This window comes from Sinorhizobium sp. GQ132, from assembly GCF_059758575.1.
On the sequence record NZ_JCAXDX010000002.1, the window covers coordinates 103,005 to 127,052 of the forward strand.

The 24,048-nt window shown below is 63.1% G+C and carries 22 protein-coding genes; 14 read left to right on the forward strand and 8 right to left on the reverse strand.

Going from position 1 to position 24,048, the window contains the following annotated elements; all coding sequences use genetic code 11:
- Window positions 1–25: 25 nt before the first annotated feature.
- The gene (locus AC6CIG_RS04600; RefSeq protein WP_018095738.1) at window positions 26–1,276 is read right to left on the reverse strand and encodes a Zn-dependent hydrolase; all 1,251 of its coding nucleotides are present in this window, start codon (window positions 1,274–1,276) and stop codon (window positions 26–28) included.
- A 276-nt stretch (window positions 1,277–1,552) separates the two neighbouring features.
- Here AC6CIG_RS04600 and rutR point away from each other — a divergent pair, with 276 nt between their 5' ends.
- Entirely contained in the window at window positions 1,553–2,194 is a 642-nt protein-coding gene (gene rutR / locus AC6CIG_RS04605) for an HTH-type transcriptional regulator RutR (protein ID WP_003525590.1), read from the forward strand.
- Window position 2,195: 1 nt separating this feature from the next.
- On the opposite strand, the gene cyaC is transcribed toward rutR, so the two are convergent.
- Window positions 2,196–3,869, reverse strand: a complete 1,674-nt coding sequence (gene cyaC / locus AC6CIG_RS04610) for an adenylate cyclase CyaC (protein ID WP_127710197.1) — start codon at window positions 3,867–3,869, stop codon at window positions 2,196–2,198.
- A gap of 149 nt (window positions 3,870–4,018) precedes the next feature.
- The gene (locus AC6CIG_RS04615) at window positions 4,019–4,918 is read right to left on the reverse strand and encodes a LysR family transcriptional regulator (protein WP_127710195.1); all 900 of its coding nucleotides are present in this window, start codon (window positions 4,916–4,918) and stop codon (window positions 4,019–4,021) included.
- Between the two features lie 104 nt (window positions 4,919–5,022).
- On the opposite strand from AC6CIG_RS04615, the gene AC6CIG_RS04620 reads away from it, so the two are divergent.
- Window positions 5,023–6,045 (forward strand): zinc-dependent alcohol dehydrogenase family protein, encoded by a 1,023-nt coding sequence (locus tag AC6CIG_RS04620; protein ID WP_437408798.1) that lies wholly within the window; start codon window positions 5,023–5,025, stop codon window positions 6,043–6,045.
- A 64-nt stretch (window positions 6,046–6,109) separates the two neighbouring features.
- Here AC6CIG_RS04620 and preA read toward each other — a convergent pair whose 3' ends face one another.
- Together preA and AC6CIG_RS04630 are read right to left on the reverse strand one after the other, a co-directional pair.
- Window positions 6,110–7,423, reverse strand: a complete 1,314-nt coding sequence (gene preA, locus AC6CIG_RS04625) for an NAD-dependent dihydropyrimidine dehydrogenase subunit PreA (protein ID WP_127710191.1) — start codon at window positions 7,421–7,423, stop codon at window positions 6,110–6,112.
- A 31-nt stretch (window positions 7,424–7,454) separates the two neighbouring features.
- Complete coding sequence (locus AC6CIG_RS04630) at window positions 7,455–8,816, reverse strand: NAD(P)-dependent oxidoreductase (RefSeq protein WP_018095732.1); 1,362 nt, start codon at window positions 8,814–8,816, stop codon at window positions 7,455–7,457.
- Between the two features lie 199 nt (window positions 8,817–9,015).
- Between AC6CIG_RS04630 and AC6CIG_RS04635 the strand changes: the two genes are divergently transcribed.
- From AC6CIG_RS04635 to AC6CIG_RS04675, 9 genes are all read left to right on the forward strand, one after another.
- Entirely contained in the window at window positions 9,016–9,969 is a 954-nt protein-coding gene (locus AC6CIG_RS04635) for a sugar-binding transcriptional regulator (RefSeq protein WP_127710189.1), read from the forward strand.
- Between the two features lie 193 nt (window positions 9,970–10,162).
- On the forward strand, window positions 10,163–11,473 hold the full coding sequence (locus AC6CIG_RS04640) for an ABC transporter substrate-binding protein (protein WP_127710187.1): 1,311 nt from the start codon (window positions 10,163–10,165) through the stop codon (window positions 11,471–11,473).
- Window positions 11,474–11,662: 189 nt separating this feature from the next.
- Window positions 11,663–12,535 (forward strand): carbohydrate ABC transporter permease, encoded by an 873-nt coding sequence (locus AC6CIG_RS04645; protein ID WP_018095729.1) that lies wholly within the window; start codon window positions 11,663–11,665, stop codon window positions 12,533–12,535.
- Window positions 12,536–12,539: 4 nt separating this feature from the next.
- Complete coding sequence (locus AC6CIG_RS04650; RefSeq protein WP_018095728.1) at window positions 12,540–13,370, forward strand: carbohydrate ABC transporter permease; 831 nt, start codon at window positions 12,540–12,542, stop codon at window positions 13,368–13,370.
- Between the two features lie 30 nt (window positions 13,371–13,400).
- Entirely contained in the window at window positions 13,401–14,402 is a 1,002-nt protein-coding gene (locus AC6CIG_RS04655) for an ABC transporter ATP-binding protein (protein WP_018095727.1), read from the forward strand.
- Window positions 14,399–15,172, forward strand: a complete 774-nt coding sequence (locus tag AC6CIG_RS04660) for an L-iditol 2-dehydrogenase (protein WP_437411684.1) — start codon at window positions 14,399–14,401, stop codon at window positions 15,170–15,172. Before AC6CIG_RS04655 ends, AC6CIG_RS04660 begins: the two co-directional genes overlap by 4 nt.
- 26 nt (window positions 15,173–15,198) lie before the next feature.
- A complete protein-coding gene (locus AC6CIG_RS04665) occupies window positions 15,199–16,683 on the forward strand; it encodes a mannitol dehydrogenase family protein (protein WP_018095725.1) in 1,485 nt (494 codons plus the stop codon).
- Window positions 16,680–17,354 (forward strand): HAD family hydrolase, encoded by a 675-nt coding sequence (locus AC6CIG_RS04670; protein ID WP_437411685.1) that lies wholly within the window; start codon window positions 16,680–16,682, stop codon window positions 17,352–17,354. Before AC6CIG_RS04665 ends, AC6CIG_RS04670 begins: the two co-directional genes overlap by 4 nt.
- An 84-nt stretch (window positions 17,355–17,438) precedes the next feature.
- Window positions 17,439–19,022, forward strand: a complete 1,584-nt coding sequence (locus tag AC6CIG_RS04675; RefSeq protein WP_127710183.1) for an FGGY-family carbohydrate kinase — start codon at window positions 17,439–17,441, stop codon at window positions 19,020–19,022.
- Window positions 19,023–19,475: 453 nt separating this feature from the next.
- Here the strand turns inward: AC6CIG_RS04675 and rsiB1 are convergent, their stop codons facing one another.
- Window positions 19,476–20,270 (reverse strand): PhyR-type response regulator RsiB1, encoded by a 795-nt coding sequence (gene rsiB1, locus AC6CIG_RS04680; protein ID WP_003525566.1) that lies wholly within the window; start codon window positions 20,268–20,270, stop codon window positions 19,476–19,478.
- A gap of 161 nt (window positions 20,271–20,431) precedes the next feature.
- On the opposite strand from rsiB1, the gene rsiA1 reads away from it, so the two are divergent.
- The 3 genes from rsiA1 to AC6CIG_RS04695 all read left to right on the forward strand — a co-directional run bounded on the left by rsiA1 (window position 20,432) and on the right by AC6CIG_RS04695 (window position 22,964).
- A complete protein-coding gene (gene rsiA1, locus AC6CIG_RS04685; RefSeq protein WP_018095722.1) occupies window positions 20,432–20,599 on the forward strand; it encodes an anti-sigma factor RsiA1 in 168 nt (55 codons plus the stop codon).
- A 7-nt stretch (window positions 20,600–20,606) separates the two neighbouring features.
- Window positions 20,607–21,161, forward strand: coding sequence for an RNA polymerase sigma factor (locus AC6CIG_RS04690; protein WP_003525557.1), 555 nt, complete (start codon window positions 20,607–20,609; stop codon window positions 21,159–21,161).
- Between the two features lie 297 nt (window positions 21,162–21,458).
- Complete coding sequence (locus AC6CIG_RS04695; protein WP_018095721.1) at window positions 21,459–22,964, forward strand: sensor histidine kinase; 1,506 nt, start codon at window positions 21,459–21,461, stop codon at window positions 22,962–22,964.
- Between the two features lie 66 nt (window positions 22,965–23,030).
- Here the strand turns inward: AC6CIG_RS04695 and AC6CIG_RS04700 are convergent, their stop codons facing one another.
- Together AC6CIG_RS04700 and AC6CIG_RS04705 are read right to left on the reverse strand one after the other, a co-directional pair.
- Complete coding sequence (locus AC6CIG_RS04700) at window positions 23,031–23,462, reverse strand: hypothetical protein (RefSeq protein WP_127710181.1); 432 nt, start codon at window positions 23,460–23,462, stop codon at window positions 23,031–23,033.
- Between the two features lie 46 nt (window positions 23,463–23,508).
- The gene (locus AC6CIG_RS04705) at window positions 23,509–23,871 is read right to left on the reverse strand and encodes an ElaB/YgaM/YqjD family protein (RefSeq protein WP_018095719.1); all 363 of its coding nucleotides are present in this window, start codon (window positions 23,869–23,871) and stop codon (window positions 23,509–23,511) included.
- Window positions 23,872–24,048 lie beyond the last annotated feature (177 nt).

A 24,048-nucleotide genomic window follows, 5' to 3' on the forward strand; every position in this document is an offset into this window, starting at 1 on the left:
GGAACCACCGTCCCGCCCGCAAAACTCATTCCACGATCTCCGCCGTCTCGAGCACGGCGTGGAACAGGACGTCCGCGCCGGCCGCCGCCCATTCCCTGGAGATGTCCTCCGCCTCGTTGTGGCTGAGTCCGCCGACGCAGGGGCACATGATCATCGTGGTCGGCGCGACCTTTGCGGCCCAGCAGGCATCGTGTCCGGCGCCGGATACGAGATTCATGTGGCTGTAGCCGAGCTTCTCGGCGGCCCCGCGTACCGTCTCGACCAGCTTAGGGTCGAAGGTGACGGGATCGAAATGCCCGACCGCCTCGATGGAACAGCCGACGCCGAGCCGCTCGCAGATTTTTGGCGCTTCGGCTTCGATCCGGGCGCGCATGCCGTCCAGTTTGGCCTGGTCGGGTGAGCGGATGTCGACGGTGAACACCACTTGGCCCGGCAGGACGTTGCGCGAATTGGGCGAAAAGAACATCTGGCCGACGCCGCCGACGGCGCCCGGCTGGTTTTCCATGGCGACGGTCTGGACCATTTCGAGGATCCGCGCCATTGCGAGGCCCGCATTGACGCGCATGTCCATCGGCGTCGAGCCGGTATGTGCTTCCCTGCCGGTCAGCGTGAACTCCAGCCACCAAAGACCCTGACAGTGCGTGACGACGCCGATCTGCTTGTTCTCGGCCTCGAGGATAGGTCCCTGCTCGATGTGGTATTCGAAATAGGCGTGCATCTTGCGCGCGCCGACCTCTTCATCGCCAAGCCAGCCGATGCGCTTCAGTTCATCGCCGAAGCTCTTTCCTTCGGGATCCTTGCGGGCATAGGCGTATTCGAGGGTATGGACCCCGGCAAAGACGCCGGATGCGAGCATGGCAGGCGCAAAGCGCGCGCCTTCCTCATTGGTCCAGTTGGTCACGACGATCGGGTGCTTCGTCTTGATGCCGAGATCGTTCATCGTACGTACGGCCTCGAGGCCGCTCAGGACGCCGAGGACCCCGTCGAACTTGCCGCCGGTCGGCTGTGTGTCGAGATGCGAGCCGATATGGACGGGCAGCGCATCCGGATCCGTACCGGGTCGGGTGAGGAACATGGTGCCCATCTTGTCGACACCCATGGAGAGCCCCGCCTCTTCGCACCAGGACTGGAAAAGCCGGCGACCTTCGCCGTCCGCATCCGTCAAGGTCTGGCGGTTGTTGCCGCCGGCAACGCCGGGGCCGATCTTCGCCATTTCCATCAACGAATCCCATAGACGGTCGGCATTGACGCGCCTATTCTCGCCAGGTGCTGCCATGGCGTTCTCCTCTATTGTCGGCCAGTCCCTCCCCGGGATAGCCCTCATGTTCCCGTCGGCCGAATCGGGGCCTTGTTGTGATGCCCTTCGATCAGGCGTTGCCTTTGTCGGCAATCTGACTGATAATTTGACCGGTTGGTAAACATTACAACTTCCGTGGCGGCACTCAAGCCGGAAAAAGAAAAAAACAGGAGTTACTGCTCAAGAAATCGGCGCGTCCGAATATTGGGCAAATTGTGCCGACGTCTTTCGCTGGGGGCTTAGACAGGGGACGAGATGGTACTTCCGAGAGCGGCTAGAACCCAGAGGCGCACGCGCATCCAGGAGGAGAAGGAGGAGCAGATCCTCGAGGCGGCGCTGGAGGTGTTTTCCGCAAACGGCTTTCGCGGGTCGACGATCGATCAGATCGCTGACGTGGCGGGCATGTCGAAGCCGAACCTGCTTTATTATTTCCGCACCAAGGAGGCGATGCATCGCGCGCTGATAGACCGCGTTCTCGACACCTGGCTCGATCCTCTGCGCGCGTTCGATGCCGAGGGCAACCCGGTCGCCGAGATCCGCAGCTATATCCGGCGCAAGCTCGAAATGGCGCGCGACTTCCCGCGCGAAAGCCGGCTGTTCGCCAACGAGGTCCTGCAGGGCGCCCCGCGTATCGTGGACGAGCTCAAGGGTCCTCTGAAGCAATTGGTGGACGAGAAGGCCGAGGTTATCCGCAGCTGGGCAAAGGCTGGCAAGATCGCAAAATGCGACCCTTATCACCTCATCTTCGCCATCTGGTCGACGACGCAGCATTATGCCGACTTCGACGTTCAGGTGCGCGCCGTGCTCGGCCAGGAGAATGCCGGCGAAGGGCGCTTCGAGGACGCCGCGCGCTTTCTCGAGCGGCTGTTCGTCGACGGGCTGCAGGTGCGGGAGTAGCCTATCCGGCTGTGGGCAGGGATCGGGAGAGCTGCGCGGCGTCACCGACGATCCAGGTTTCCAGCGTTGCCTTGCGGCCCCGCAGGCTGATTTCGAGCCGTCTGTGGCCCTCGAAGCTTAAACCCGCGCGCTCGACCAGTTCGGCCGAAACGGCAAGCTCGACGTCGTGCTCCTTCGCGAGGCCTTCCAGTCGGCTCGCGGTGTTGATCGTGTCGCCGACGACCGTGAGCGAGGTTGCCTGGCCGTAGCCCATTTCGCCGATGATCGCCGGCCCCGCGTGGAGGCCGATGGCGAGCCTCAGCGGCTGCTCGAGCTCCCCTTCGAAAGTCTGGTTGAGCGCCCGGATTCCTTGCGACAACCGGGCGGCGGCCGACAGTGCCTGGCGGCAGGCTTCCGGCAGAGGGGCCTTCAGTCCGAAGATCGCGAGCGCCCCGTCGCCGATGAACTTGTCGACGACGCCACCGGAACTTTCGACGGCTTCGCCGACGACCTCGAAGTAGCGGTTGAGCAGAAAGACCGTGTCGTAGGGCAGCCGGTGTTCGGCGATGCGGGTGAAATCACGCAGGTCGCAGAAGAGCACTGCGACGCGGCGCTCGCGTCCGCCGGCGTTCTGGCGGGCAAGCTGCGTCTTGATCCCGATGCTGTCGGTGTCGAGGATGGGCACGACGCTCACATTGTGCACGGGTCGGAACTGGCAGGCGAGGCGTACGTTCTCGGGAGCGCCGATGCGGGTCAGCGTCGCGAGTTCTGCGGCTTCCGGCGTCGGTTGGCCTTCGAGCCCCTGCGTTATCCGCACGCGACAGGTCGAGCAGCGGCCGCGTCCGCCGCAGACGGACACATGCGGGATTCCAGCCGCCCGACTCGCCTCCAGAACGCTGAAGCCGAGGCTGACGGCAGCGACCCGGCCGTCCGGATAACGAATGCGAATACGCCCGCGCGCCGGCAGGGCGCGCAGAACGAGGGTGCCGCCGATCAGGCTTGCGAAGCCGCCATAAAATGCCAGCCTGATCCTATCGAGGAGGGCAGGGTCGACGCGAGGTGCCTGGCTGGCATAGGCCCTGTCGCCATAACCGCCATGTTCGGCGTAGTCGCGCTCCAGCGATCGGGCGCCGTTGACGAAGCCGAGCAGTGCGAAGATCGGCACCAGCAGGGCGACGGTATAGAGCAGCGTTTCGTACTTCGGAAACCAGGCGCGGCCGCGCATCCAGAACCAGGCGCCAAGGCAGGCGTGACCCCAGACGACGATGAGTGCAAGCGACTGGCGAGAGGTGTTGAACGAGCTTGACCAGAGCGTGCGCAGGATTGCGGGGTAGTCGGGGTAAACACCTGAAAGAAGCGGCTCCACGCGGGCGGCGACAACGTGAGGAATGAGCAGAAAGGGCAGGCTCAGGCCGAAGATGATCTTCAGGGCTTCGCCGACAGGCATCCTGAAGGTTTGCCGCCGGTAGAGACTGTCAAGCGCCATCAGGAAATGCAGCAACAACGCGCCGTAGAGGAGGGCCGTTCCGGGGATGCTCTGCCAGACCGAGGTGAAGATCCGCCGGCCCGTTTCCATGGCTCCGATCGACACCAGGCCGAGCGCATGGTTCGAGAAATGGAGGAGCACAAAGACGCCGAGCACAGCCCCTGAAATCAGGTGCATCTTCTTGCGCGTGCTGGCGGATAGGATCGTCAAACAATCTTGCCTGGGTCTGGCGGCCTCGAAACAGGCTCGCGTCAATGTCCTCCTTATTAACCAGATCACCGATGCCGGCAACTTACGTTTTCTAAACGAATTGTTTCGCTTTTCGGGTCTTGCGCGGAGTGCGCATGTCCCATGCCGTGCTACTCCATGATGCGCGGCAATCCTGCGGCGAGCTTGTCGATCACCACCCGCAGTTTCGGCAGCATGTGCTGCGTTCGCGGCCAGACCGCATGCGCCTTGAAGATCAGCCCGGGGCGGTCGGTGAGGACGCGGACAAGCTCGCCTTTCTGCACGCGCTCGCGCACCAGCCAGCAAGGCAGCCAGGCAAGGCCGTGGCCGGCGGAAGCCGCATCGGCGATCGCGGCGAGATCATCGAGCCTCAGCCGCGTTTGCGGGAGCACGATTTCGGCCGCTTTGCCGTCGGATGGAAAGGACCAGGATAGCGGCTCGCCTCCACGGGCGTAGACGATGCCTTCATGTGCTGCGAGTTCGGCCACCGTTCTCGGCGTGCCGTGCGTTTCAAGATAGGCAGGGGAGGCGCAGACGGTCATCCGCTGTTCCGCCACCGTGCGCATCATCAGGCCCGAGCCGTTGCCGAGCGGGCTGTTGCGGATGGCGAGATCGAAGCCTTCGTCGAGAAGGTCCACGACCCGGTCGTTGAAGGAGAGATCGAATTCCAGACGGGGATGCGCCCGCAACAGGTCGCGAAGCAGCGGCGCCACGCATTGGCGGCCGAAGAGGACCGGCATCGAGATGCGCAGGCGGCCGCGAATTTCCCGCTTCCCGGATTCGAGGAGGTCTTCGGCTGTTCTGATTTCGCCCAGCGCTTTTTGGCAGCTCTCGTAGAAGAGCTGCCCTTCTTCGGTAAGACTCTGCGTCCTTGTGGTGCGGTGAAAGAGGCGCACGCCGAGCCGTCGTTCGAGCCGGGATACCGTCTTGCCCACGGCCGAGCGCGAAAGGTTGAGCCGCGCGGCGGCGGCGGAAAAGCCGCCGGCATCGGCAACTTCCACGAAAACCGAAATGCCGTTGAAGCGCTCCACGAATTGCGTCCTCCAAGGAACCAATGATGGGAAATCATATCGCAACCGAAGACGAATGTTCAACAGTATGGTCGCTTTACCGCAACGGATGAAAAGGAACGGGCATGTCCAAATGGATGCAGGAATGGAGCACGCAGACGGTGGCCCCCCACAATCTCAAGCGTGCCGAACGGCCGGTGCCGGAGGTCGGCGAGCAAGATATACTCGTGCGAACGCTTGCCGTATCGCTCAACTATCGCGACAAGCTGGTATTGGAGACCGGCATGGGGCTCGATCTCGCTTTCCCCTTCGTGCCGGCCTCGGATATGAGCGGAGTGGTCGAGGCCGTCGGCAAGAGCGTGACGCGTTTCCAGCCGGGCGATCGCGTGATCTCCACCTTCGCCCCCGATTGGCTTGACGGCTTACGACCCGGCACCGGCAGGACGCCTGCCTATCAGACGCTCGGAGGGGCGCATCCGGGCGTCCTGTCCGAATATGTGGTTTTCCCTGAAGGCTGGTTCGTCCCAGCTCCGAAGAGCCTCGACGCGGCGGAGGCGAGTACCTTGCCCTGTGCGGGCCTGACCGCCTGGTTCGCTCTTGTCGAGAAGGGGCATCTGCGGGCGGGCGACCGTGTCGTCGTGCAGGGCACCGGCGGCGTTGCGCTGTTCGGGCTGCAAATCGCCAAGGCGACCGGAGCCGAGGTCATCGTGACCTCGAGCAGCCGCGAAAAGCTCGATCGGGCTTTTGCGCTCGGTGCCGATCACGGCATAAATCGCCTGGAGGAGGACTGGGTGGAGCGCGTCTATGCGCTGACCGCGGATCACGGAGCCGACCACATTCTGGAGATCGCCGGCGGCGCCGGGCTCGGCCAGTCCCTGAAGGCAGTCGCGCCGGACGGGCGCATCTCGGTGATCGGCGTGCTCGAGGGCTTCGAGGTCTCAGGTCCGGTCGGGCCGCTTCTCCTGAAGTCTCCCGTCGTGCAGGGTATCAGCGTCGGTCACCGCAGAGCACTCGAAGATCTGGTCGGGGCCGTCGATCGCCTTGGACTGAAGCCCGTCATCGACAGCCGTTACAAGTTCACCGAGGTCCCCGAGGCCCTCGCGCATCTCGACCGCGGCCCATTCGGCAAGGTGGTGATAGAGTTTTGACGCGATAGAAACGTGGGAGGGCCGCCGGTGATGCCGGCGGCCCTCCGGTCTGACTTGGATGTCTTCACTCGGCGGCCTGGCGGGCCATCGGGTTATTCGGATGGGTCGTCCAGTTGGCGTAGTTCGGGTCGACCGATTTCCCGGTGCGCCGGTCGAGCGTGCCGGCCGCGAGCGGCTCCATGGTGATGCAGTTCTCCACCGGGCAGACATTGACGCAGAGGTTGCAGCCGACGCATTCCTCCTCGATCACCTCGAAATGACGCACGCCGTTGACGAATTGGGTGATCGCCTGATGCGAAGTGTCCTCGCAGGCGATATGACAGCGGCCGCATTTGATGCAGGCGTCCTGATCGATCTTCGCCTTGGCGATATAGTTGAGGTTGAGATATTGCCAGTCGGTGACGTTCGGGACGGCACGGCCGCTGATGTCGTCGAGCGACCGATGGCCCTTAGCGTCCATCCAGTCGGAGAGGCCCGTAATCATCTCCTGGACGATCTTGAAGCCATAGGTCATCGCCGCCGTGCAGACCTGCACGTTGCCGGCCCCGAGCACCATGAATTCCGCAGCATCCCGCCAGGTGGTCACGCCACCGATGCCGGAAATCGGCAGGCCGTGGGTCTCCGGATCACGGGCGATCTCGGCCACCATGTTGAGCGCGATCGGCTTCACCGCCGGGCCGCAATAACCGCCATGGCTGCCGCGGCCGTCGATCGAGGGCTCCGGCGAGAAAGTGTCGAGGTTGACCCCGGTAATCGAGTTGATCGTGTTGATCAGCGATACCGCGTCGGTGCCGCCGGCCTTGGCAGCGCGGGCGGGCTTGCGGATGTCCGTGATGTTCGGCGTCAGCTTGGTGATGACCGGCATGCGCGTATATTGCTTGCACCAGCGCACCACCATCTCGATATATTCCGGCACCTGGCCGACCGCCGAGCCCATGCCGCGCTCGGACATGCCGTGCGGACAGCCGAAATTGAGCTCGATGCCGTCGGCGCCGGTCTCCTCGACCAGCGGGAGGATCGCCTTCCATGCGTTCTCCTCGCAAGGCACCATGATCGAGGCGATCAGGGCACGGTCCGGCCAGTTCATCTTCACCTGCTTCATTTCGCGCAGGTTCACATAGAGATCGCGGTCGGTAATGAGTTCGATATTGTTGAAACCCAGCAGCCGCCGGTCGGCGCCCCAGATCGCGCCGTAGCGCGGGCCGTTGACATTGACAACGGGCGGTCCTTCCTCACCCAGGGTCTTCCAGACGACGCCGCCCCAGCCTGCCTTGAAGGCGCGCTCGACGTTGTAGGCCTTGTCCGTCGGCGGCGCCGAGGCGAGCCAGAACGGGTTCGGGGATTTGATGCCGACAAAATTGTTGCGAAGATCAGCCATTGTTCTCGTCCTCTCGATCCTGTTCTGCTTTTCAAGCAACGGCGCTCGCCAGCGGCTGAGCCGCGGCGAAAGCCCGGTCGATCGATCCGGCGGCATCGCGTCCCATCGCGACGGCGGAAACGGTGAGGTCCTCGCCCCCGAGCACGCAGTCACCGCCGGCCCAAACCTTGTCGAGCGAGGTGCGCCCTTCCGCATCGACGACGATGCGCCCGCTTTCCATGCGTAGCGCACCGAGGCCGGAGGCCTCGAAGGTCTGGCCGATGGCCTTGAAGATCTGGTCGGCGGCAATGATTCCGGTTTCGCCGGTCGTCGTCAGCCTACCGTTCTCAAGCGTGGTGTAGTCGAGTTCGATGCCGGCGACCCTGCCGTCCTTGACGGCGATGCGTTTCGGCTGCAGCCAGTGGCGGATGGTGACGCCCTTGGAGGCCGCGAGATCCTGCTCGAATTCCGAGGCGTTCATGTGCTCCTTGCCGCGGCGATAGCAGATCGTCACTTCCTCAGCGCCGAGCAGCTTCGCCTGGACGGCCGCGTCGATCGCAGTCATGCCGCCGCCGAGAACCACGACGCGCCGGCCGACCGGAATGTCGGCCTTTGTCTTCGACTGGCGAAGTGCGGCAATGAAGTCGACGGCATCCTCGACGCCTTCGGCATTCTCGCCTTCGATCCGCAGTGCATTGACACCGGCAAGACCGAGGCCGAGAAAGACGGCATCGAATTCTTCCGCCAGATCGGCAAGGGAGAAGTCGCGGCCGAGCGCCTTGCCGTGGCTGACCTCGATGCCGCCGACCGAAAGCACGTATTCGACCTCTTTCTGGGCGAAGTCGTCGACCGCCTTATAGGCGGCGATGCCGTATTCGTTGAGGCCGCCGGATTTTTCGCGCGCGTCGTAGATCACCACGTCGTGGCCTTTTACGGCCAGCCGATGCGCGCAGGCGAGCCCCGCCGGCCCGGCGCCGACGACGGCGACCCTGCGGCCGGAACGCGCGGCGCGCGAATAGAATTGCTTGTTCTCCCGCATTGCGATGTCGGTCGCGTAGCGCTGCAGGCGGCCGATTTCGACCGGCCGCTCCTCGGCTGTGTTGCGTACGCAGGCCTCTTCGCAGAGCGTTTCGGTGGGACAGACGCGGGCGCACATGCCACCAAGTATGTTCTGATCGAAGATCGTCTTCGCCGAGCCGATCGGATTGCCCGTCGCGATCTGGCGAATGAAGAGCGGGATGTCGATGGAGGTGGGACAGGCAGTCATGCAGGGCGCGTCATGACAGAAATAACAGCGGTCCGCGGCGACCAGCGCCTCGTGCCTGTCGAGTGGCGCATGAAGGTCGGAGAAATTGGCTTCGTACTCGGCAAGCGGCAGCCGCCCGCCGAGAATCCCAGATTGCGTCGTTCCCATTTTTGGCTCCCAATGTTTTCTCAGGATGACGGAACGGTAACACGCTTTATTTTTTTATCAAACGGTAAAATTTCCTTCCAAACGGCTGCAAAAGCCTGGAAAAGCGGACCTTGCCGGTGCCAAGGCGCGCCGCATATCGCCCCCGTTTGACAGCGCATGGAAAATAGTGGCAGCAAATCAAGGGGAAGGGAGGCAATCGATGGCACGCAAGGCGGAAAGCAGCAACAGGCTGGACGATGCAGCCCGCGCAGGCTGGCTCTATTATGTCGCCGGCCGGACGCAGGACGAGATTGCGTCGGTCATGGGAATTTCGCGGCAATCGGCGCAACGTCTCGTGTCGCTTGCCATGGCCGAGCGGCTGATCAAGGTGCGCCTGGACCATCCGATCGCCGCCTGCCTCGAAATGGCGGCGCGTCTCAAGGAGAAATACGACCTCAAGCATGTCGACGTCGTTCCGAGCGACCCCGGCTCCCAATCCACGACCGTCGGACTCGCCGAGGCCGGAGCGGCGGAAATCGAGCGCTGGCTGAAGTCGGCCGAGCCTGTGGTGCTCGCGATCGGCACGGGCCGGACGCTGAAGGCGACCATCGACCAGCTGCCATCGATGGAATGCCCGCAGCACCGTATCGTTTCGCTCACGGGCAATATCCGGCTCGACGGGTCGGCTGCCTATTACAACGTCATCTTCAGCATGGCGGACACGATCAAGGCGCGGCATTTTCCCATGCCCTTGCCGGTTCTCGTCTCCTCGCCGGAAGAGCGCGAAGTCCTGCACAAGCAGAGCCTGGTGCAGATCGCCCTGGAACTCGGCGCCGAGGCCGACGCCGCCTTCGTGGGCGTCGGAGAACTGGGGCCCGACGCGCCGCTTTGCGAAGACGGGTTCCTGGCACGCGATGAAATGGCACGGCTGATGGCCGCGGGCGCTGCCGGCGAGATCTGCGGGTGGATGTTCGACCACGAAGGCGTGCTCCTGCCCGACAGCATCAATGAGCGCGTCGCCTCGGTTCCGCTGCCGCCGCGCGACCGCGCGTCGGTCATCGGGATCGCCAAGGGCAGGCGCAAATACGAGGCGCTGCGCGCCGCACTCAAGGGCAGGATCATCAACGGTCTCGTCACCGATGAGGCTACGGCCGACTATCTGCTCCGCGTCTAGATCGCGCAGCCGGCCGCGGGGCCGCGGCATCGGCGTCGTTCTCGTGAAATCCCTGTAAAAAATCCAAAGCTAAAACATCTTCTTAGCTGCTCTGCCGCACCGGAACGACAAATGCGGATTGACATTTCGTCTCAATCGGTGAGTAATTGCTCACGAGCAAGGCAAATGCTCAATTTCTTCTGGGAGGAAGTCGATGAATTTGAGAACTTTCCTGCTGGGCACGTGCTCGGCAGTCGCTCTGGCGGGTCTGGCCCAAGCGGAGACGCTGACCATTGCCACCGTGAACAATGGCGACATGATCCGGATGCAGAAGCTGACGGACGATTTCACGTCGAAAAATCCCGACATCCAGCTTGAGTGGGTCACTCTCGAGGAAAACGTGCTGCGCCAGCGGGTCACGACCGACATCGCGACCAAGGGCGGTCAGTACGACATCATGACGATCGGCACGTATGAAGTGCCGATCTGGGCGAAGCAGGGCTGGCTCCTGCCGCTCGACAATCTCGGTCCCGAATACGACGTCGACGACCTTCTGCCGGCGATCCGCAGCGGCCTGACGATCGACGGCAAGCTCTATGCGGCACCGTTCTACGGCGAGAGCTCGATGGTCATGTACCGCAAGGACCTGTTCGAGAAGGCCGGGCTTAGCATGCCCGATGCGCCGACCTGGGATTTCATCGCCGATGCGGCCCGCAAGATCACCGACAAGGATAACGAGATCTACGGTATCTGCCTGCGCGGCAAGGCCGGCTGGGGCGAGAACATGGCTTTCCTGACGGCCACGGCAAACGCCTTCGGCGCCCGCTGGTTCGACGAGAACTGGAAGCCGCAGTTCGACCAGCCGGAATGGAAGAACGCACTCGACTTCTACGTCAAGCTGATGAATGACGCAGGCCCGCCCGGCGCCTCGTCCAACGGCTTCAACGAGAACCTGTCGCTGTTCCAGACCGGCAAGTGCGGCATGTGGATCGACGCGACCGTCGCCGCCTCCTTCGTGACCAATCCGAAGGAGTCGACCGTTGCCGACAAGGTCGGTTTCGCGCTCGCTCCCGACACCGGCCTCGGCAAGCGCGGCAACTGGCTCTGGGCCTGGAACCTCGCCATTCCGGCAGGATCGCAGAAGGCCGAGTCGGCGCAGAAGTTCATCGCCTGGGCCACGGGCAAGGATTATCTGAAGCTCGTTGCCGAAAAGGAAGGCTGGGCGAACGTTCCTCCCGGTACCCGCACCTCCCTCTATGAGAACCCGGAGTACCAGAAGGCGGCCCCCTTCGCGAAGATGACCCTGGACTCGATCAATGCCGCCGACCCGAAGAACCCGGCGGTGAAGCCGGTGCCCTATGTCGGCGTCCAGTTCGTGGCGATCCCGGAATTCCAGGGTCTCGGCACGGCGGTCGGGCAGGTGTTCTCGGCGGCGCTGGCCGGTCAGATGAGCGTGGATCAGGCGCTTGCCAGCGCGCAGCAGCTGTCGACCCGCGAAATGACCAAAGCCGGCTACATCAAGTGAGCTCCCAAGGAGCCGGAGCGTCTGCTGGAAACAGCGAACGCCCCGGCTACCTCCAGAGCGGGACGGGGAAAGGGGCAACCCGCCTTCGATCCGCGTTCCGCTCTGACTTTTCCAGTTCATGGCGCGCGTTCGGATGGCGATACGCGTGCCGTTTTTGAAGAACCGCGTCGACTTCACACGGGGGACGCCATGGCGACCTTGCACACCCGCTCCGCCGCGCGATTGATGATCGCGCCCTCGGTGCTCCTGCTCCTGGCCTGGATGATCGTGCCGCTGGCCATGACGGTCTATTTCTCGCTGCTGCGCTACAACCTGCTGATGCCGGGGATGGAGGAGTTCGCCGGGCTTACGAACTACACCTATTTCCTCACCGACCCTGCCTTCTTCCAGGCGATATTCAACACGCTCGCCATCGTTCTCGGCGTGCTCTTCATCACCGTGGTCGGCGGCATCGGACTGGCGCTTCTTCTCGACCAGCCGATGTTCGGGCAGGGGATCGTGCGCATCCTGGTGATCGCGCCCTTCCTCATCATGCCGACGGTGGCGGCGCTGGTCTGGAAGAACATGTTCATGAATCCCGTGAACGGACTTTTCGCCTGGCTCGCCAAGCTGCTCGGATTGCAGCCGTTCGACTTTCTCGCCAACGCGCCGCTTCTCTCGATCATTCTGATCGTCGCCTGGCAGTGGCTGCCCTTCGCCACGCTCATCCTGCTGACTGCGCTGCAGTCGCTCGACGAGGAGCAGAAGGAAGCCGCACAGATGGACGGCGCAGGCGCGGTAAGCCGCTTCATCTATCTCGTCCTGCCGCATCTCTCGCGTGCGATCACGGTCGTCATCCTGATCCAGACGATCTTCCTGCTGTCGGTCTTCGCCGAGATCCTCGTCACCACCAATGGCGGTCCGGGTACGCAGAGCACGAACCTCACTTTCCTCGTCTACGCCCAAGCCCTTCTGCAGTTCGATGTGGGCGGCGCCTCGGCGGGCGGGATCATCGCGGTCATCCTCGCCAATATCGTCGCATTCTTCCTGATGCGCATGATCGGCAAGACGCTGGAGGCTTGAGACCATGGCACGCAATGTCTCTACCGGGCGCAAGCTCATCACGACCGTGGTGGCCTGGACGATCGGAATCCTGATCTTCTTTCCGATCCTCTGGACCTTCCTGACGAGCTTCAAGACGGAAGCCCAGGCGATCGCCTCTCCGCCGGTCTTCCTCTTCTTCGACTGGACGACCGAGAACTATTCCGAGGTGCAGAGCCGGTCGGATTACCTGAAGCACTTCATGAATTCGGTGGTCGTTTCCTTCGGCTCGACCCTGCTCGGCCTGTTGATCGCGATCCCGTCAGCCTGGGCGATGGCGTTCTCGCCGACGAAGCGCACCAAGGACGTGCTGATGTGGATGCTCTCCACCAAGATGATGCCGCCGGTCGGCGTGCTGGTGCCGATGTATCTGATATTCCGCAACTGGGGACTGCTCGACACGCGCACAGGGCTCGTGATCGTGCTGACGCTGATCAACCTGCCGATCATCATCTGGATGCTCTACACCTATTTCAAGGAGATCCCCGGCGAGATCCTCGAAGCGGCGCGCATGGACGGCGCCTCGCTTTCCAAGGAAATCATCTATGTGCTGACGCCGATGGCGATCCCCGGCATCGCCTCGACGCTGCTGCTCAACATCATCCTTGCCTGGAACGAAGCGTTCTGGACCTTGAACCTGAGCGCCGCAAAGGCCGCGCCGCTCACCGCGTTCATCGCCTCCTATTCGAGCCCGGAGGGCCTCTTCTACGCCAAGCTGTCGGCGGCCTCGACGATGGCGATCGCCCCTATCCTCATTCTCGGCTGGTTCTCGCAAAAACAGCTCGTGCGCGGCCTCACTTTCGGCGCAGTCAAATAAGGGCGACGCGGTTCAAACAAGGGTAAAACCATGGGAAGCATCACTCTCAAGAACGTATCGAAGGTCTTCGGCGCCCACGCCGTCATTCCCTCGATAGACCTCGATATCACCGACGGCGAGTTCGTCGTCTTCGTCGGCCCCTCGGGTTGCGGCAAGTCGACGCTTCTGAGGCTGATCGCCGGACTGGAGGACGTCAGCGACGGCGAGATCGTCATCGACGGCCGCAACGCCACCGAGCTGCCGCCGGCAAAGCGCGGCCTTTCGATGGTGTTCCAGTCCTACGCTCTCTATCCGCATATGAGCGTGCGCTCCAACATCGCCTTTCCGCTGAAGATGGCGGGCGAGGACAAGGCCACGATCGACAAGAAGGTCGAGGACGCGGCGCGCGTCCTCAACCTCACCGACTATCTCGACCGCAAGCCCCGCCAGCTTTCCGGCGGCCAGCGCCAGCGCGTGGCGATCGGCCGGGCCATCGTCCGCCAGCCGGAAGCCTTCCTTTTCGACGAGCCGCTGTCGAATCTCGACGCCGCGCTGCGGGTCAACATGCGACTGGAGATCAGCCAGCTTCACCAGCAACTGAAGACGACCATGGTCTACGTGACGCACGACCAGGTGGAGGCCATGACCATGGCCGACAAGATCGTCGTGCTCAACCGCGGCCGCATCGAGCAGGTGGGCTCGCCCCTCGACCTCTACCGCAGGCCGGACAATCTATTCGTCGCCGGTTTCATCGGGTCGCCGAAGATGAACTTCGTCACCGGTGCGCCTGCCGCGGCCCATCAGGCCCACACGATCGGCATCCGCCCGGAGCATATTGCCCTTTCGAAGGATCAGGGCACGTGGCGGGGCACGGTGGGAGTGGCCGAGCATCTAGGCTCGGACACCTTCCTGCACGTGCATGCGGACGGCATCGGCACTTTGACGGCGCGCGTCGGCGGCGACTTCGCGGTGACCCATGGCGATCAGGTCTATCTGACGCCGGATCCCGAGCGCCTTCACAGGTTCGATGAAAAGGGAATGGCAATTCGATGAAACGTCTTGAAGGAAAGAGCGCGTTGATCACCGGATCGGCGCGGGGTATCGGCCGCGCTTTCGCCGAAGCCTATGTGCGCGAGGGCGCCACGGTCGCCATCGCCGACATCGATATCGAGCGGGCGAGACGGACGGCGGCGGAGATCGGGTCCGCGGCCTATGCGGTCGAGATGGATGTGACCCGGCAGGACTCCATCGACGACGCGATCGCCGCGACCGTCGAACATGCCGGCGGGCTCGACATCCTCGTCAACAATGCCGCGCTCTTCGACCTCGCGCCGATCGTCGAGATCACCCGCGAGAGCTACGAAAAACTGTTTGCGATCAACGTCGCCGGCACGCTCTTCACCTTGCAGGCGGCCGCCAGGCAGATGATCGCGCAAGGCAGGGGCGGCAAGATCATCAACATGGCGAGCCAGGCGGGCAGGCGTGGGGAAGCTCTGGTGGCGATCTATTGCGCCACCAAGGCTGCGGTCATCAGCCTCACCCAGTCGGCCGGTCTCGATCTCATCAAACACCGCATCAACGTCAACGCCATCGCTCCCGGCGTCGTCGACGGTGAGCACTGGGAGGGCGTCGACGCGCTTTTCGCCAAATACGAGAACCGTCCGCGCGGCGAGAAAAAACGGTTGGTCGGGGAGGCCGTTCCGTTCGGGCGCATGGGCACCGCAGAGGACCTGACCGGCATGGCGATCTTCCTCGCCTCGGCGGAAAGCGACTACATCGTCTCGCAGACCTATAACGTCGATGGCGGCAACTGGATGAGCTGAGGCTCGTTCGCGAAAGGATTGAAAGGATGGCGACCAAACTCTCCCTTGCCACGCTCGACGCGGTCAAAGCCAGAGCCGGCGTCCCGAACTACGGCCGGCATGACCTTCGGGCCGGCATCGTGCATTTCGGCGTCGGCAATTTCCACCGTGCGCATCAGGCGGTCTATCTCGATGACCTTTTCAACCTGGGACGCGATCGCGATTGGGCGATTATCGGCGCGGGTGTCCTGCCATCGGACAAGGTCATGCGCGACAAGCTCGAAGCGCAGGATTTCCTGACGACGGTGGTCGAGCAGGACAACAACCGCACGGGCGCGCATGTCACGGGCGCCATGATCGCCTATCTCGAGCCTGGCGACACGCCCGCGATCGTGGCGCAGCTCGCAAGCCCGCTCATCCGCATCGTTTCCCTGACGATCACCGAAGGCGGCTATTTCATCGATCCGGCATCCGGCGTCTTCGACCCGGCGCATCCGGCGATCGTCGAGGATGCGCGCGATCCGACGGCTCCAAAAACCGTCTTCGGCCTCATCCTGGCGGGGCTCGCCGAACGCCGCGCCAAGGGCATTCCGCCGTTCACGATCATGTCCTGCGACAATATTCCTGGAAACGGAGAGGTCACCCACGCTGCCGTCTCCGGTCTGGCGCGCCTTTCCGATCCGGGCTTTGCGGACTGGATCGATGCCAATGTCGCCTTTCCAAACGGCATGGTCGACCGCATCACGCCGGCGACCGGTGCCCGCGAGATCGGCATCGTCGCCTCGCAATACGGAATCGACGATGCCTGGCCGGTCTTTTGCGAGGAATTCAAGCAATGGGTGCTGGAGGACCGTTTCCCGCAAGGCCGCCCGGCGCTCGAAGAGGTGGGCGTGCAGTTCGTGCCGGACGTCGCGCCGTACGAGCATATGAAGATCCGTATCCTCAACGGCGGCCATGCGGCGATCGCCTATCCGGCGGCACTGCTCGACATCCATTTCGTTCATGAGGCGATGGAGGAGCCGTTGATCCGCGCCTTCCTGTCAAAGCTGGAGCACGACGAGATCATCCCGGTGATACCGCCGGTTCCGGACACGGATCTGAAGGATTATTACAAGCTCATCGAGACGCGTTTCTCCAATCCGAAGATCGGCGACACGGTCGCGCGGCTGGCGCAGGACGGCTCCAACCGACAGCCGAAATTCATCCTGCCGTCGACGGCCGACCGCCTGCGCCGCGGCGAAGACGTCGTCGGGTTGTCGCTCGTTTCGGCGCTGTGGTGCCGCTATTTCGCCGGCAAGTCGGACAGCGGCAAGGAGATCGTTTTCAACGACGCCAACGCCGACCGGCTGCAGGCCGCCGCAGTTGCAGCGAAGGACGATCCAATGGCGTTCCTTGCGCTTTCCGACATCTTCGGCGATGTCGCGCAATCCGATCTCTTCCGCCGCCGTTTCGCTCACGCGTTGAAAGTGCTTTGGGAAAAGGGTACGCGTGCCACGCTCCAGCTTTATCTGGACGGAAACCTCGGGGAATGACGATGGTGGGGCACGCCTCCAGGCTGGTGATTTTCGATTGTGACGGCGTATTGGTGGACAGCGAACCGATTTCGCTCGGGGTCCTCGTCGACGCGCTCGCGGCTGCCGGCGTTTCGATGACGACCGAGGAGGCGAGCGAGCGCTTCCTCGGCCGCAGCTTGAAGACGATGTCGACGATCCTGCACGAAGAACACGGACTTGCGACCGACGAGGTTTTTCTCGAAGGCATGCGGACACGGCTCTATGCACGATTTCGCGAGGAACTGAGGCCAATCGCCGGCATACGCGAGGCGGTGGAAGGGCTGGGCACCGCCCATTGCGTGGCTTCGTCGAGCCAGCCGGAGCGCATCCGCCTCTCGCTGGCCGTGACGGGGCTCATCGATCTCTTCGAGCCGAACATCTTCAGCGCCAGCATGGTGGAGCGCGGCAAGCCGGCGCCCGACCTTTTCCTGCATGCAAGCGCTAAGATGGGCTATCACCCGTCCGATTGCATCGTCATCGAGGACAGCCCGGCCGGCATCGAGGCGGCAAAGTCCGCCGGCATGCGCGTCTTCGCCTTCGCGGGGGGCAGCCACGCACGCAACGACCGCCACCGGCGGACGCTCGCCAGCCTCGAACCCGACGTGCTGTTTGACGACATGGGCGAATTGATACAGTTTGTCCGTCAATAGGGAGAGCAGGACGGGGCGGTTTTGCTGCCGCGTCGTCCGGCTCGGCGAACATCCATCATTTTTTCGGGACGGGGGCATCCATTGATGCGCGAATATGTCGTGGCGGTCGATATTGGAACCGGCAGCGCCCGCGCCGGCGTCTTCGACCGGCAAGGTAGGCTCCTGGCGCGGGCCGATCGGACGATTGCGATGAACCGTCCGGAGGAAAACCACGCCGAACACGATTCCGAGGACATCTGGGCTGCGGTCTGCGGGGCGGTCAGATCGGCGCGCGAGAAGGCGGCTGTGCCGGCGGAAAGCATTGCGGCGATCGGCTTCGACGCCACCTGTTCGCTCGTCGTGCGCGATCGCGACGGCCTCCCGCTCTCGGTCAATCGTCAGGGGGAGGCACGCTGGGACACCATCGTCTGGCTGGACCACCGGGCGTTGGCGGAAGCCGATTTCTGTACGGCGACGAAACATCCCGTTCTCGATCATTCGGGGCGGGTGATGTCGCCCGAGATGGAAATGCCGAAGCTGATGTGGCTGAAGCGCAACCTCCCGCAGCAATGGGAACGGGCGGGGTATTTCTTCGACCTCGCGGATTACATGTCCTGGCGGGCGACCGGAAGTCCGGCCCGCTCGCGCTGTACGCTGACGGCAAAATGGAACTATCTCGCCCACGAGAAACGCGGGTGGCAGCAGGACTATCTGGAGCAGATCGGTCTTGAGGACCTCCTCGAACGTGGTGGCTTGCCCGAGGAGACGCTGCCGGTGGAGCGAGCCGTCGGGCGTCTGAGCGCGAGCGCGGCGGAGGAGCTCGGGCTCGACACCGCATGCCAGGTCGCGCCGGGGCTGATCGATGCCTATGCCGGGGCGCTCGGCGTGCTCGGCGGCTTCGCGGACGCGCCGGCGAAGCTGGAGCGCCAGCTGGCACTGATCGGCGGAACCTCCAGCTGCATTGTCGCCTTTTCCAAGGACATGAAGCCGGGTTTCGGCATGTGGGGGCCTTATTTCGAAGCGGTCTTGCCCGGGCTCTGGCTCATCGAGGGCGGTCAGTCGGCGACCGGAGCGCTGCTCGATCATATCGTGCGGCTGCACGGAGGCGGACTACCACCGACGACCGAAACCCATGCGAGGATCATCGAGCGGGTGCAGGAAATGCGCGCGCTTCATGGTGCGGACTTTGCCCAGCGCCTTCACGTGCTTCCGGATTTCCACGGCAACCGGTCGCCGCTTGCCGATCCGCATGCACTCGGCGTCATCAGCGGGCTGCCGCTCGACTCCTCCTTCGATGCGCTGTGCCGGCTCTATTGGCGGACCTGCGTCGCGATAGCGCTCGGGATTCGCCACATCCTGGAGATGATGAAGGAAGCGGGCTACGAACTCGACACGCTGCACGTGACCGGCGGGCATGTGCGCAACTCCCTGCTAATGGAGCTTTATTGCGACGTCACCGGCTGCCGGGTCGTCGCACCCCAGGCAGCCGATGCCGTTCTCCTCGGCACGGCAATGACGGCGGCCGTCGCCGGCGAGCTCTATCCGGACCTCGCCAGGGCCGGACCGGCGATGTCGTCGGCTGGAACGGAACGGCTCCCCGACCCGGCGCAACGCCGCATCTACGACCGGGATTATCGGCGCTTCCTCGCGCTCTATCGGCATCGCGAGGAACTGGAGTCGATGGAGTGAATCGACATGCGAGGGGTGCAGATTTTCATCTGCAGTCTTGCCGAATATCCGCGGAACCTTTTTTCGCCTCGTGCATTATGGCGATAACCGGACGGTGACGCACATCGCCCCCAATGTGACGTCGGAGGCATACCGCCGGTTGCCAACTCACATCCCCCCTCAGTGAGTTGCCAAAGCTCAGCCAGTGCCCTTCCCTCGGCACTGGCTGTTTTGCTTCGGGAGCATCGGGCGATGCGACCGAGTTCCGGATGCGGGCGTTTGCGATGGTGATCATCTTAGGCGAGGCGTTCCTGTGCTTGTCACAGGAAGCCAGTCAGCCCAAGTCTTCGGGCTGAAAGAAAGTTCCGCGCCGCAGACGCGGCGCCCCCATCCTGTGACGAGCATTGGGGATGAGGGCCCCCGACACTGTAAAAGCAATGCCGCCGGGGCCCCTGTGGTGAGGGAAATCTCGACTCAGGCCGCAGCCTTCGTCGTCTCGTTGAAGAACAGCGCCTGGCTGATCAGGGCCTTCACCATTTCCGGATTGAAAGGCTTGGTGACGAGGAACGTGGGTTCGGGACGTTCACCGGTCAGGAGACGCTCCGGGAAGGCGGTGATGAAAATCACCGGAACGGCAGCCGTCTTCAGGATTTCGTTTACGGCATCGATTCCCGAGCTGCCGTCGGCGAGCTGGATGTCTGCGAGCACCATGTTCGGCTTCGTCGTCTCATAGAGGGCGATCGCCTCGTCCTTGGTGCGTGCAATCCCGGTTACGCTGTGGCCGAGGCTTTCGACCATCTGCTCGATGTCGATCGCGATCAGCGGCTCGTCCTCGATGATCATGATCTCGGTTGCAACCTGACGGGAAATTTCCTGGGATGCGCGGTCGAGAAGTGCGGCCAGCTTGGCGGCGTCTACATCGAGTACTTCGGCGGCTTCCTGTGGGGTGAAGGCTTCGACGGAAACGAGCAGGAACGCCTGGCGTGCGAGCGGCGAGACGGCCGCAAGGTTGACGGATGCGCGCTGTTCCCAGGCAAAGGGCGACACCGGCTCCGGCACGAGGACGGAAGACGATCCGAACATGGATGTGAAAAGACGGAACAACGCTACCCTGTCGCTGCTTGCTTCCGGAAAGATAGACGTATCCGCGATAAGTGCCTCAAGCACGGCCGCGACATAGGCATCTCCAGAGGTCTGCGACCCGGTCAGGGCACGCGAATAGCGGCGCAGATAAGGAAGAAATGGAGCAATACGGGTGGACAATGTCATTCAGGGACTCCCTCAATCCATGGGCGTAATATCGTTGCGAAAACGTTTCGCCGAAAAAATGGTTCCGCTTCGGAACATTTCATTTTTCCGCTGCGTTATGGTGCAGGCGAACTTTCAAGGGCGAAATTGTAACAATGAGATATACGACAGGGGCAGGGCGGATGAGCGGTAAAAGTCCGTCCTCCGACGATCCGAATGCGCAGATTGCGGTGAAGCTGAAGGCCCTCTATCAGTCGGTGCAGGAGGAAGCGATACCGGCACGCTTTCTCGATCTACTGGAAAAGCTGGAAGCTGCAGAACAGCAATCGGCTCTGCAGGGCAAGGAGTAAGCGCCGGATGTCATCCGAAAATCAAGAGTTCAAGCGTGAGATGCTTGCCGCGCTGCCGAGCCTGCGCGCCTTTGCGATGTCACTGATCGGACGACACGACCGGGCCGACGATCTCGTGCAGGACACGATCATGAAGGCCTGGGCCAAGCAGGATCATTTCGAGATCGGTACCAATATGAAGGCCTGGCTTTTCACGATCCTGCGCAACGAGCTTTACAGTCAGATGCGCAAGCGTGGGCGCGAGGTGCAGGACAGCGACGGCCATTTGACGGAGACGCTCGCCCATCACCCGGAACAATACGGCTCGCTCGATCTGCAGGATTTCCGCCGGGCGCTCGAACAGTTGCCGCCCGATCAACGCGAAGCGATCATCCTTGTGGGGGCCTCCGGCTTTTCCTATGAGGAGGCCGCCACGATCTGCGGCTGTGCGCTCGGAACGATCAAGAGCCGTGTCAACAGGGCGCGTCAACGGCTGCAGGAAATTCTCCAGGTTAGGGGAGAAAACGACTACGGGCCCGACGAGACCTCCGCACCCATCACCTCGCGTGCCTTCGTTTCCTGATGCGATCCCGCAGCGTCCTGTCGGACGCGCGAAGTCGCTGTAGCACCTCGATCTGCTGCATGTTTTTGTCCTTGAATCGATAGCGGTTCAAGGACATATGCATAGACCGGTGCCGGATTGAAGTTCGTGCGGCGCTCGCAAGAGGGCATTCGGAGGGCTGCGTTCGACCGGCGGAGCGTGGTCGCCATATTGCTCCAGTTTGCTGTATGTTTTCCTCCCTAGACCGGCTCCGGTCGAAGGCAAACATACAGTGGAGCTGAGATTCAGGCGCCTGCGCGAGTTTGGAGTTCAGGCCGAATGCGTGAAAAGACAGAGGCGATGCTTCCAGCGGTAGCGCAGGTGCTCGACGCGCCGGAGCGGCTCGGCGTCCTTCAGGCCGCCGTGCCGGACATGTCGGTTCCCGATGAGGATTTCGACGGGCTGGCGCGGCTTGCCGCGAGCCTTTTCGACGCGCCTATCGCTCTCGTCAGCCTGGTCGACCGCGAGTGGCAATGGTTCAAGGCATGCATAGGCACGGCTGAAACGCGGTCGCACGTTCGCGAGTCCTTCTGCGTCCATACGATTGCGGCAGGCGACGGCGGCCCCTTCCTCGTGCTTGATGCCTCCCGTCATCCGGCGTTCCGTCACCGCCGGGCGGTCGCCAGCCCCCCATTCCTGCGCTTTTATGCGGGCGCGCCGATTATTCTGGACGGTCAGGCGATCGGAACCGTCGCGGTTCTCGATGTCGAGCCCCGGTCCGAGGTCTCGGCCAAACGGCAAAGCGAGCTGCAGCGCATCGCAGGTGTCGCCGCCTCGCTGTTCAAGCTGAAGGACGAGACGCGCCGGCGTGCGCTCAAGGAGGCCGCGCTTTCCCGCGAGGAGCAGCGGCTCGCAATGGCGCTCGACGCGGCCAATGTCGGCAGCTGGCTCTGGGACATTCGCGCCGGCACGGTCTCAGGCAATGGCGCAATGATGCGCATGTTCGGTCTTCCGCCGGAGCGCACCGTCGGCGCAAAGGCGATCTTTTCCGCCATTCATCCCGAGGATCGCATCCCGACCTTCTCGAAGCTCCGTCAGGCGATGGCTGCCAACGAGGAATATGACGGCATGTTTCGCATCGGCACGAACGGGCGATGGCTTCTGGGCCGCGGCCGCGTGCACGACCGCGACAGCAAGGGCGCGCCCCTGAGCTTTCTCGGCATGACGATCGACGTCTCGGACCAGCAGGCGTCGGTGAACCGTACGCGACTGTTGCTGAAAGAACTGAACCATCGGGTCAAGAACACGCTTGCAATGCTTCAGTCGCTCGCCCGCCAGACGCTCCGGCAAACGAGTGACCCGGCCGAGTTCATGACCGCCTTTGCCGGCCGGCTTCAGGCGATTTCCGAGGCGCATGGGCTCCTTTCCGACTACGAATGGGGCACGATCCACCTGTCGGAACTGATTTCGAAACAGTTGCTGCCCTATGTCAGCGATTATTCCCAACAGGTCGAGCTGCACAAGGACGAGATTCTTCTAGGTCCCGACCAGGCCGTTGGGCTTGGATTGGTGCTGCACGAATTGGCGACCAATGCGGTAAAATACGGCGCGCTCTCGGTTCCGACGGGGAAAATCGTGCTGACGGCGCGCCGCGTGGTTGAGGACGGCGAGACCGTCCTGCATCTGACCTGGACCGAAGTGGGCGGACCGCCTATTCGCGAGCCGCGTCGCCGCGGTTTCGGCTCGATCCTGATCGAGCGCAGCCTGGACAAGATCATCGGGAGCTCGGTGAAAGTGGAATATCTGCCTGCGGGGGTCACGGCATTGATCCGACTGCCGCTTTGAGTGCAGTCTGAGGGACCGCGCCTCGGCGCGCGGAAAAGGCCCCGCCGGGGCCTTTTCCGCGCGGAATCAACTATCGTCGCTGCGCTTGCGGCCCCGGCTCAGTCCCAGCAGCGCGGCAACGGCAATCCCGGTCGCGGCCCCCAGAAGCGGCTGTTTGCGCAGGATGCTTGTCACCGCAACGAGCGCAAGATTCGTCCGCATCGCCGAGCGGCGGCGGCGTTCGTCGGCGAGCCGGCGATCACGGGCATTCAGCCCGGCCATGACGCCGATGACCACCAGAGCGGTCACGATCAGCGCGGCGGTGACCGTCAGCGCTGCGGCGACCGGCGAATAGCGCGCCGAGAGAAGCAGGGCGATTGCTATCAGGGCGAAGACGTAGGCGCTGCCGAGAAGCACGGCGACGATGGCCCACAGGACCACATTGCGTTTATAGCGCGACGCCGCAGCGGCGGCGTCGAACGCAAGCAGGGCCGACAGGACAGTTCCGAGTGTCCCCATAAGGTAGCTCCCCTTCATACTCGGTCAACGCGACGCCTGGCAGTCCTCACCGGCGCAGCAAAGCGGCTGCGATGAGGCCGATAACGGCTGCGGTGCCGAGCGTCGCAAGAGGATGCTCGCGTATCGTCCGACGAACCTCTCTTTCCGTATCCGCATAGCGGCTGCGCAAGTCGGAAAGCATCTGCTCGCCGCTCTCCAACAGGGCGTGCAGATCGGTTTCGGCCTGGTCACGGGCGCCGCGCGCCTTGACCTTTGCATCACGCGAAGCCGCAGCCCCGCGGTCGGCAATCAGCGTCATGAGCTGCGCAATGTCTTCGCGTATTTCGTTGAGCTGATCCTCCATCGACGGGTCGATCGCGCTGCCGTTGCGCTTGCGGCTGCCCGAGCCCGAGAACATGCCTGTCGCCATTGTCTTTTCCCTCGCTGCTGTGCCGGCGTGAAACGGCCGGCATGTGGTCGGTTCATGCGAATCGGCCGGCGAAGGCACACTCCCCGGCTCTTTGTGCGCCCGATAGGACACGCGGCACTCCAAGCGGGCGCGGTCTACACGCCGGCATTGTAGATCAACGCATGAGGGAGGAATTTG

What these genes read in the sequence shown, in the direction of transcription:
- AC6CIG_RS04635 (WP_127710189.1), top strand. Translation starts at nt 9,016, where the DNA reads ATGGCACGCAAGGCGGAAAGCAGCAACAGGCTGGACGATGCAGCCCGC.
- rutR (WP_003525590.1), top strand. Translation starts at nt 1,553, where the DNA reads ATGGTACTTCCGAGAGCGGCTAGAACCCAGAGGCGCACGCGCATCCAG.
- AC6CIG_RS04700 (WP_127710181.1), bottom strand. Translation starts at nt 23,462, where the DNA reads ATGGGGACACTCGGAACTGTCCTGTCGGCCCTGCTTGCGTTCGACGCC.
- AC6CIG_RS04645 (WP_018095729.1), top strand. Translation starts at nt 11,663, where the DNA reads ATGGCGACCTTGCACACCCGCTCCGCCGCGCGATTGATGATCGCGCCC.
- AC6CIG_RS04655 (WP_018095727.1), top strand. Translation starts at nt 13,401, where the DNA reads ATGGGAAGCATCACTCTCAAGAACGTATCGAAGGTCTTCGGCGCCCAC.
- rsiA1 (WP_018095722.1), top strand. Translation starts at nt 20,432, where the DNA reads ATGAGCGGTAAAAGTCCGTCCTCCGACGATCCGAATGCGCAGATTGCG.
- AC6CIG_RS04705 (WP_018095719.1), bottom strand. Translation starts at nt 23,871, where the DNA reads ATGGCGACAGGCATGTTCTCGGGCTCGGGCAGCCGCAAGCGCAACGGC.
- AC6CIG_RS04670 (WP_437411685.1), top strand. Translation starts at nt 16,680, where the DNA reads ATGACGATGGTGGGGCACGCCTCCAGGCTGGTGATTTTCGATTGTGAC.
- rsiB1 (WP_003525566.1), bottom strand. Translation starts at nt 20,270, where the DNA reads ATGACATTGTCCACCCGTATTGCTCCATTTCTTCCTTATCTGCGCCGC.
- AC6CIG_RS04620 (WP_437408798.1), top strand. Translation starts at nt 5,023, where the DNA reads ATGTCCAAATGGATGCAGGAATGGAGCACGCAGACGGTGGCCCCCCAC.
- AC6CIG_RS04665 (WP_018095725.1), top strand. Translation starts at nt 15,199, where the DNA reads ATGGCGACCAAACTCTCCCTTGCCACGCTCGACGCGGTCAAAGCCAGA.
- AC6CIG_RS04650 (WP_018095728.1), top strand. Translation starts at nt 12,540, where the DNA reads ATGGCACGCAATGTCTCTACCGGGCGCAAGCTCATCACGACCGTGGTG.
- AC6CIG_RS04600 (WP_018095738.1), bottom strand. Translation starts at nt 1,276, where the DNA reads ATGGCAGCACCTGGCGAGAATAGGCGCGTCAATGCCGACCGTCTATGG.
- AC6CIG_RS04660 (WP_437411684.1), top strand. Translation starts at nt 14,399, where the DNA reads ATGAAACGTCTTGAAGGAAAGAGCGCGTTGATCACCGGATCGGCGCGG.
- preA (WP_127710191.1), bottom strand. Translation starts at nt 7,423, where the DNA reads ATGGCTGATCTTCGCAACAATTTTGTCGGCATCAAATCCCCGAACCCG.
- AC6CIG_RS04690 (WP_003525557.1), top strand. Translation starts at nt 20,607, where the DNA reads ATGTCATCCGAAAATCAAGAGTTCAAGCGTGAGATGCTTGCCGCGCTG.
- AC6CIG_RS04695 (WP_018095721.1), top strand. Translation starts at nt 21,459, where the DNA reads ATGCGTGAAAAGACAGAGGCGATGCTTCCAGCGGTAGCGCAGGTGCTC.
- AC6CIG_RS04630 (WP_018095732.1), bottom strand. Translation starts at nt 8,816, where the DNA reads ATGGGAACGACGCAATCTGGGATTCTCGGCGGGCGGCTGCCGCTTGCC.
- AC6CIG_RS04640 (WP_127710187.1), top strand. Translation starts at nt 10,163, where the DNA reads ATGAATTTGAGAACTTTCCTGCTGGGCACGTGCTCGGCAGTCGCTCTG.
- AC6CIG_RS04675 (WP_127710183.1), top strand. Translation starts at nt 17,439, where the DNA reads ATGCGCGAATATGTCGTGGCGGTCGATATTGGAACCGGCAGCGCCCGC.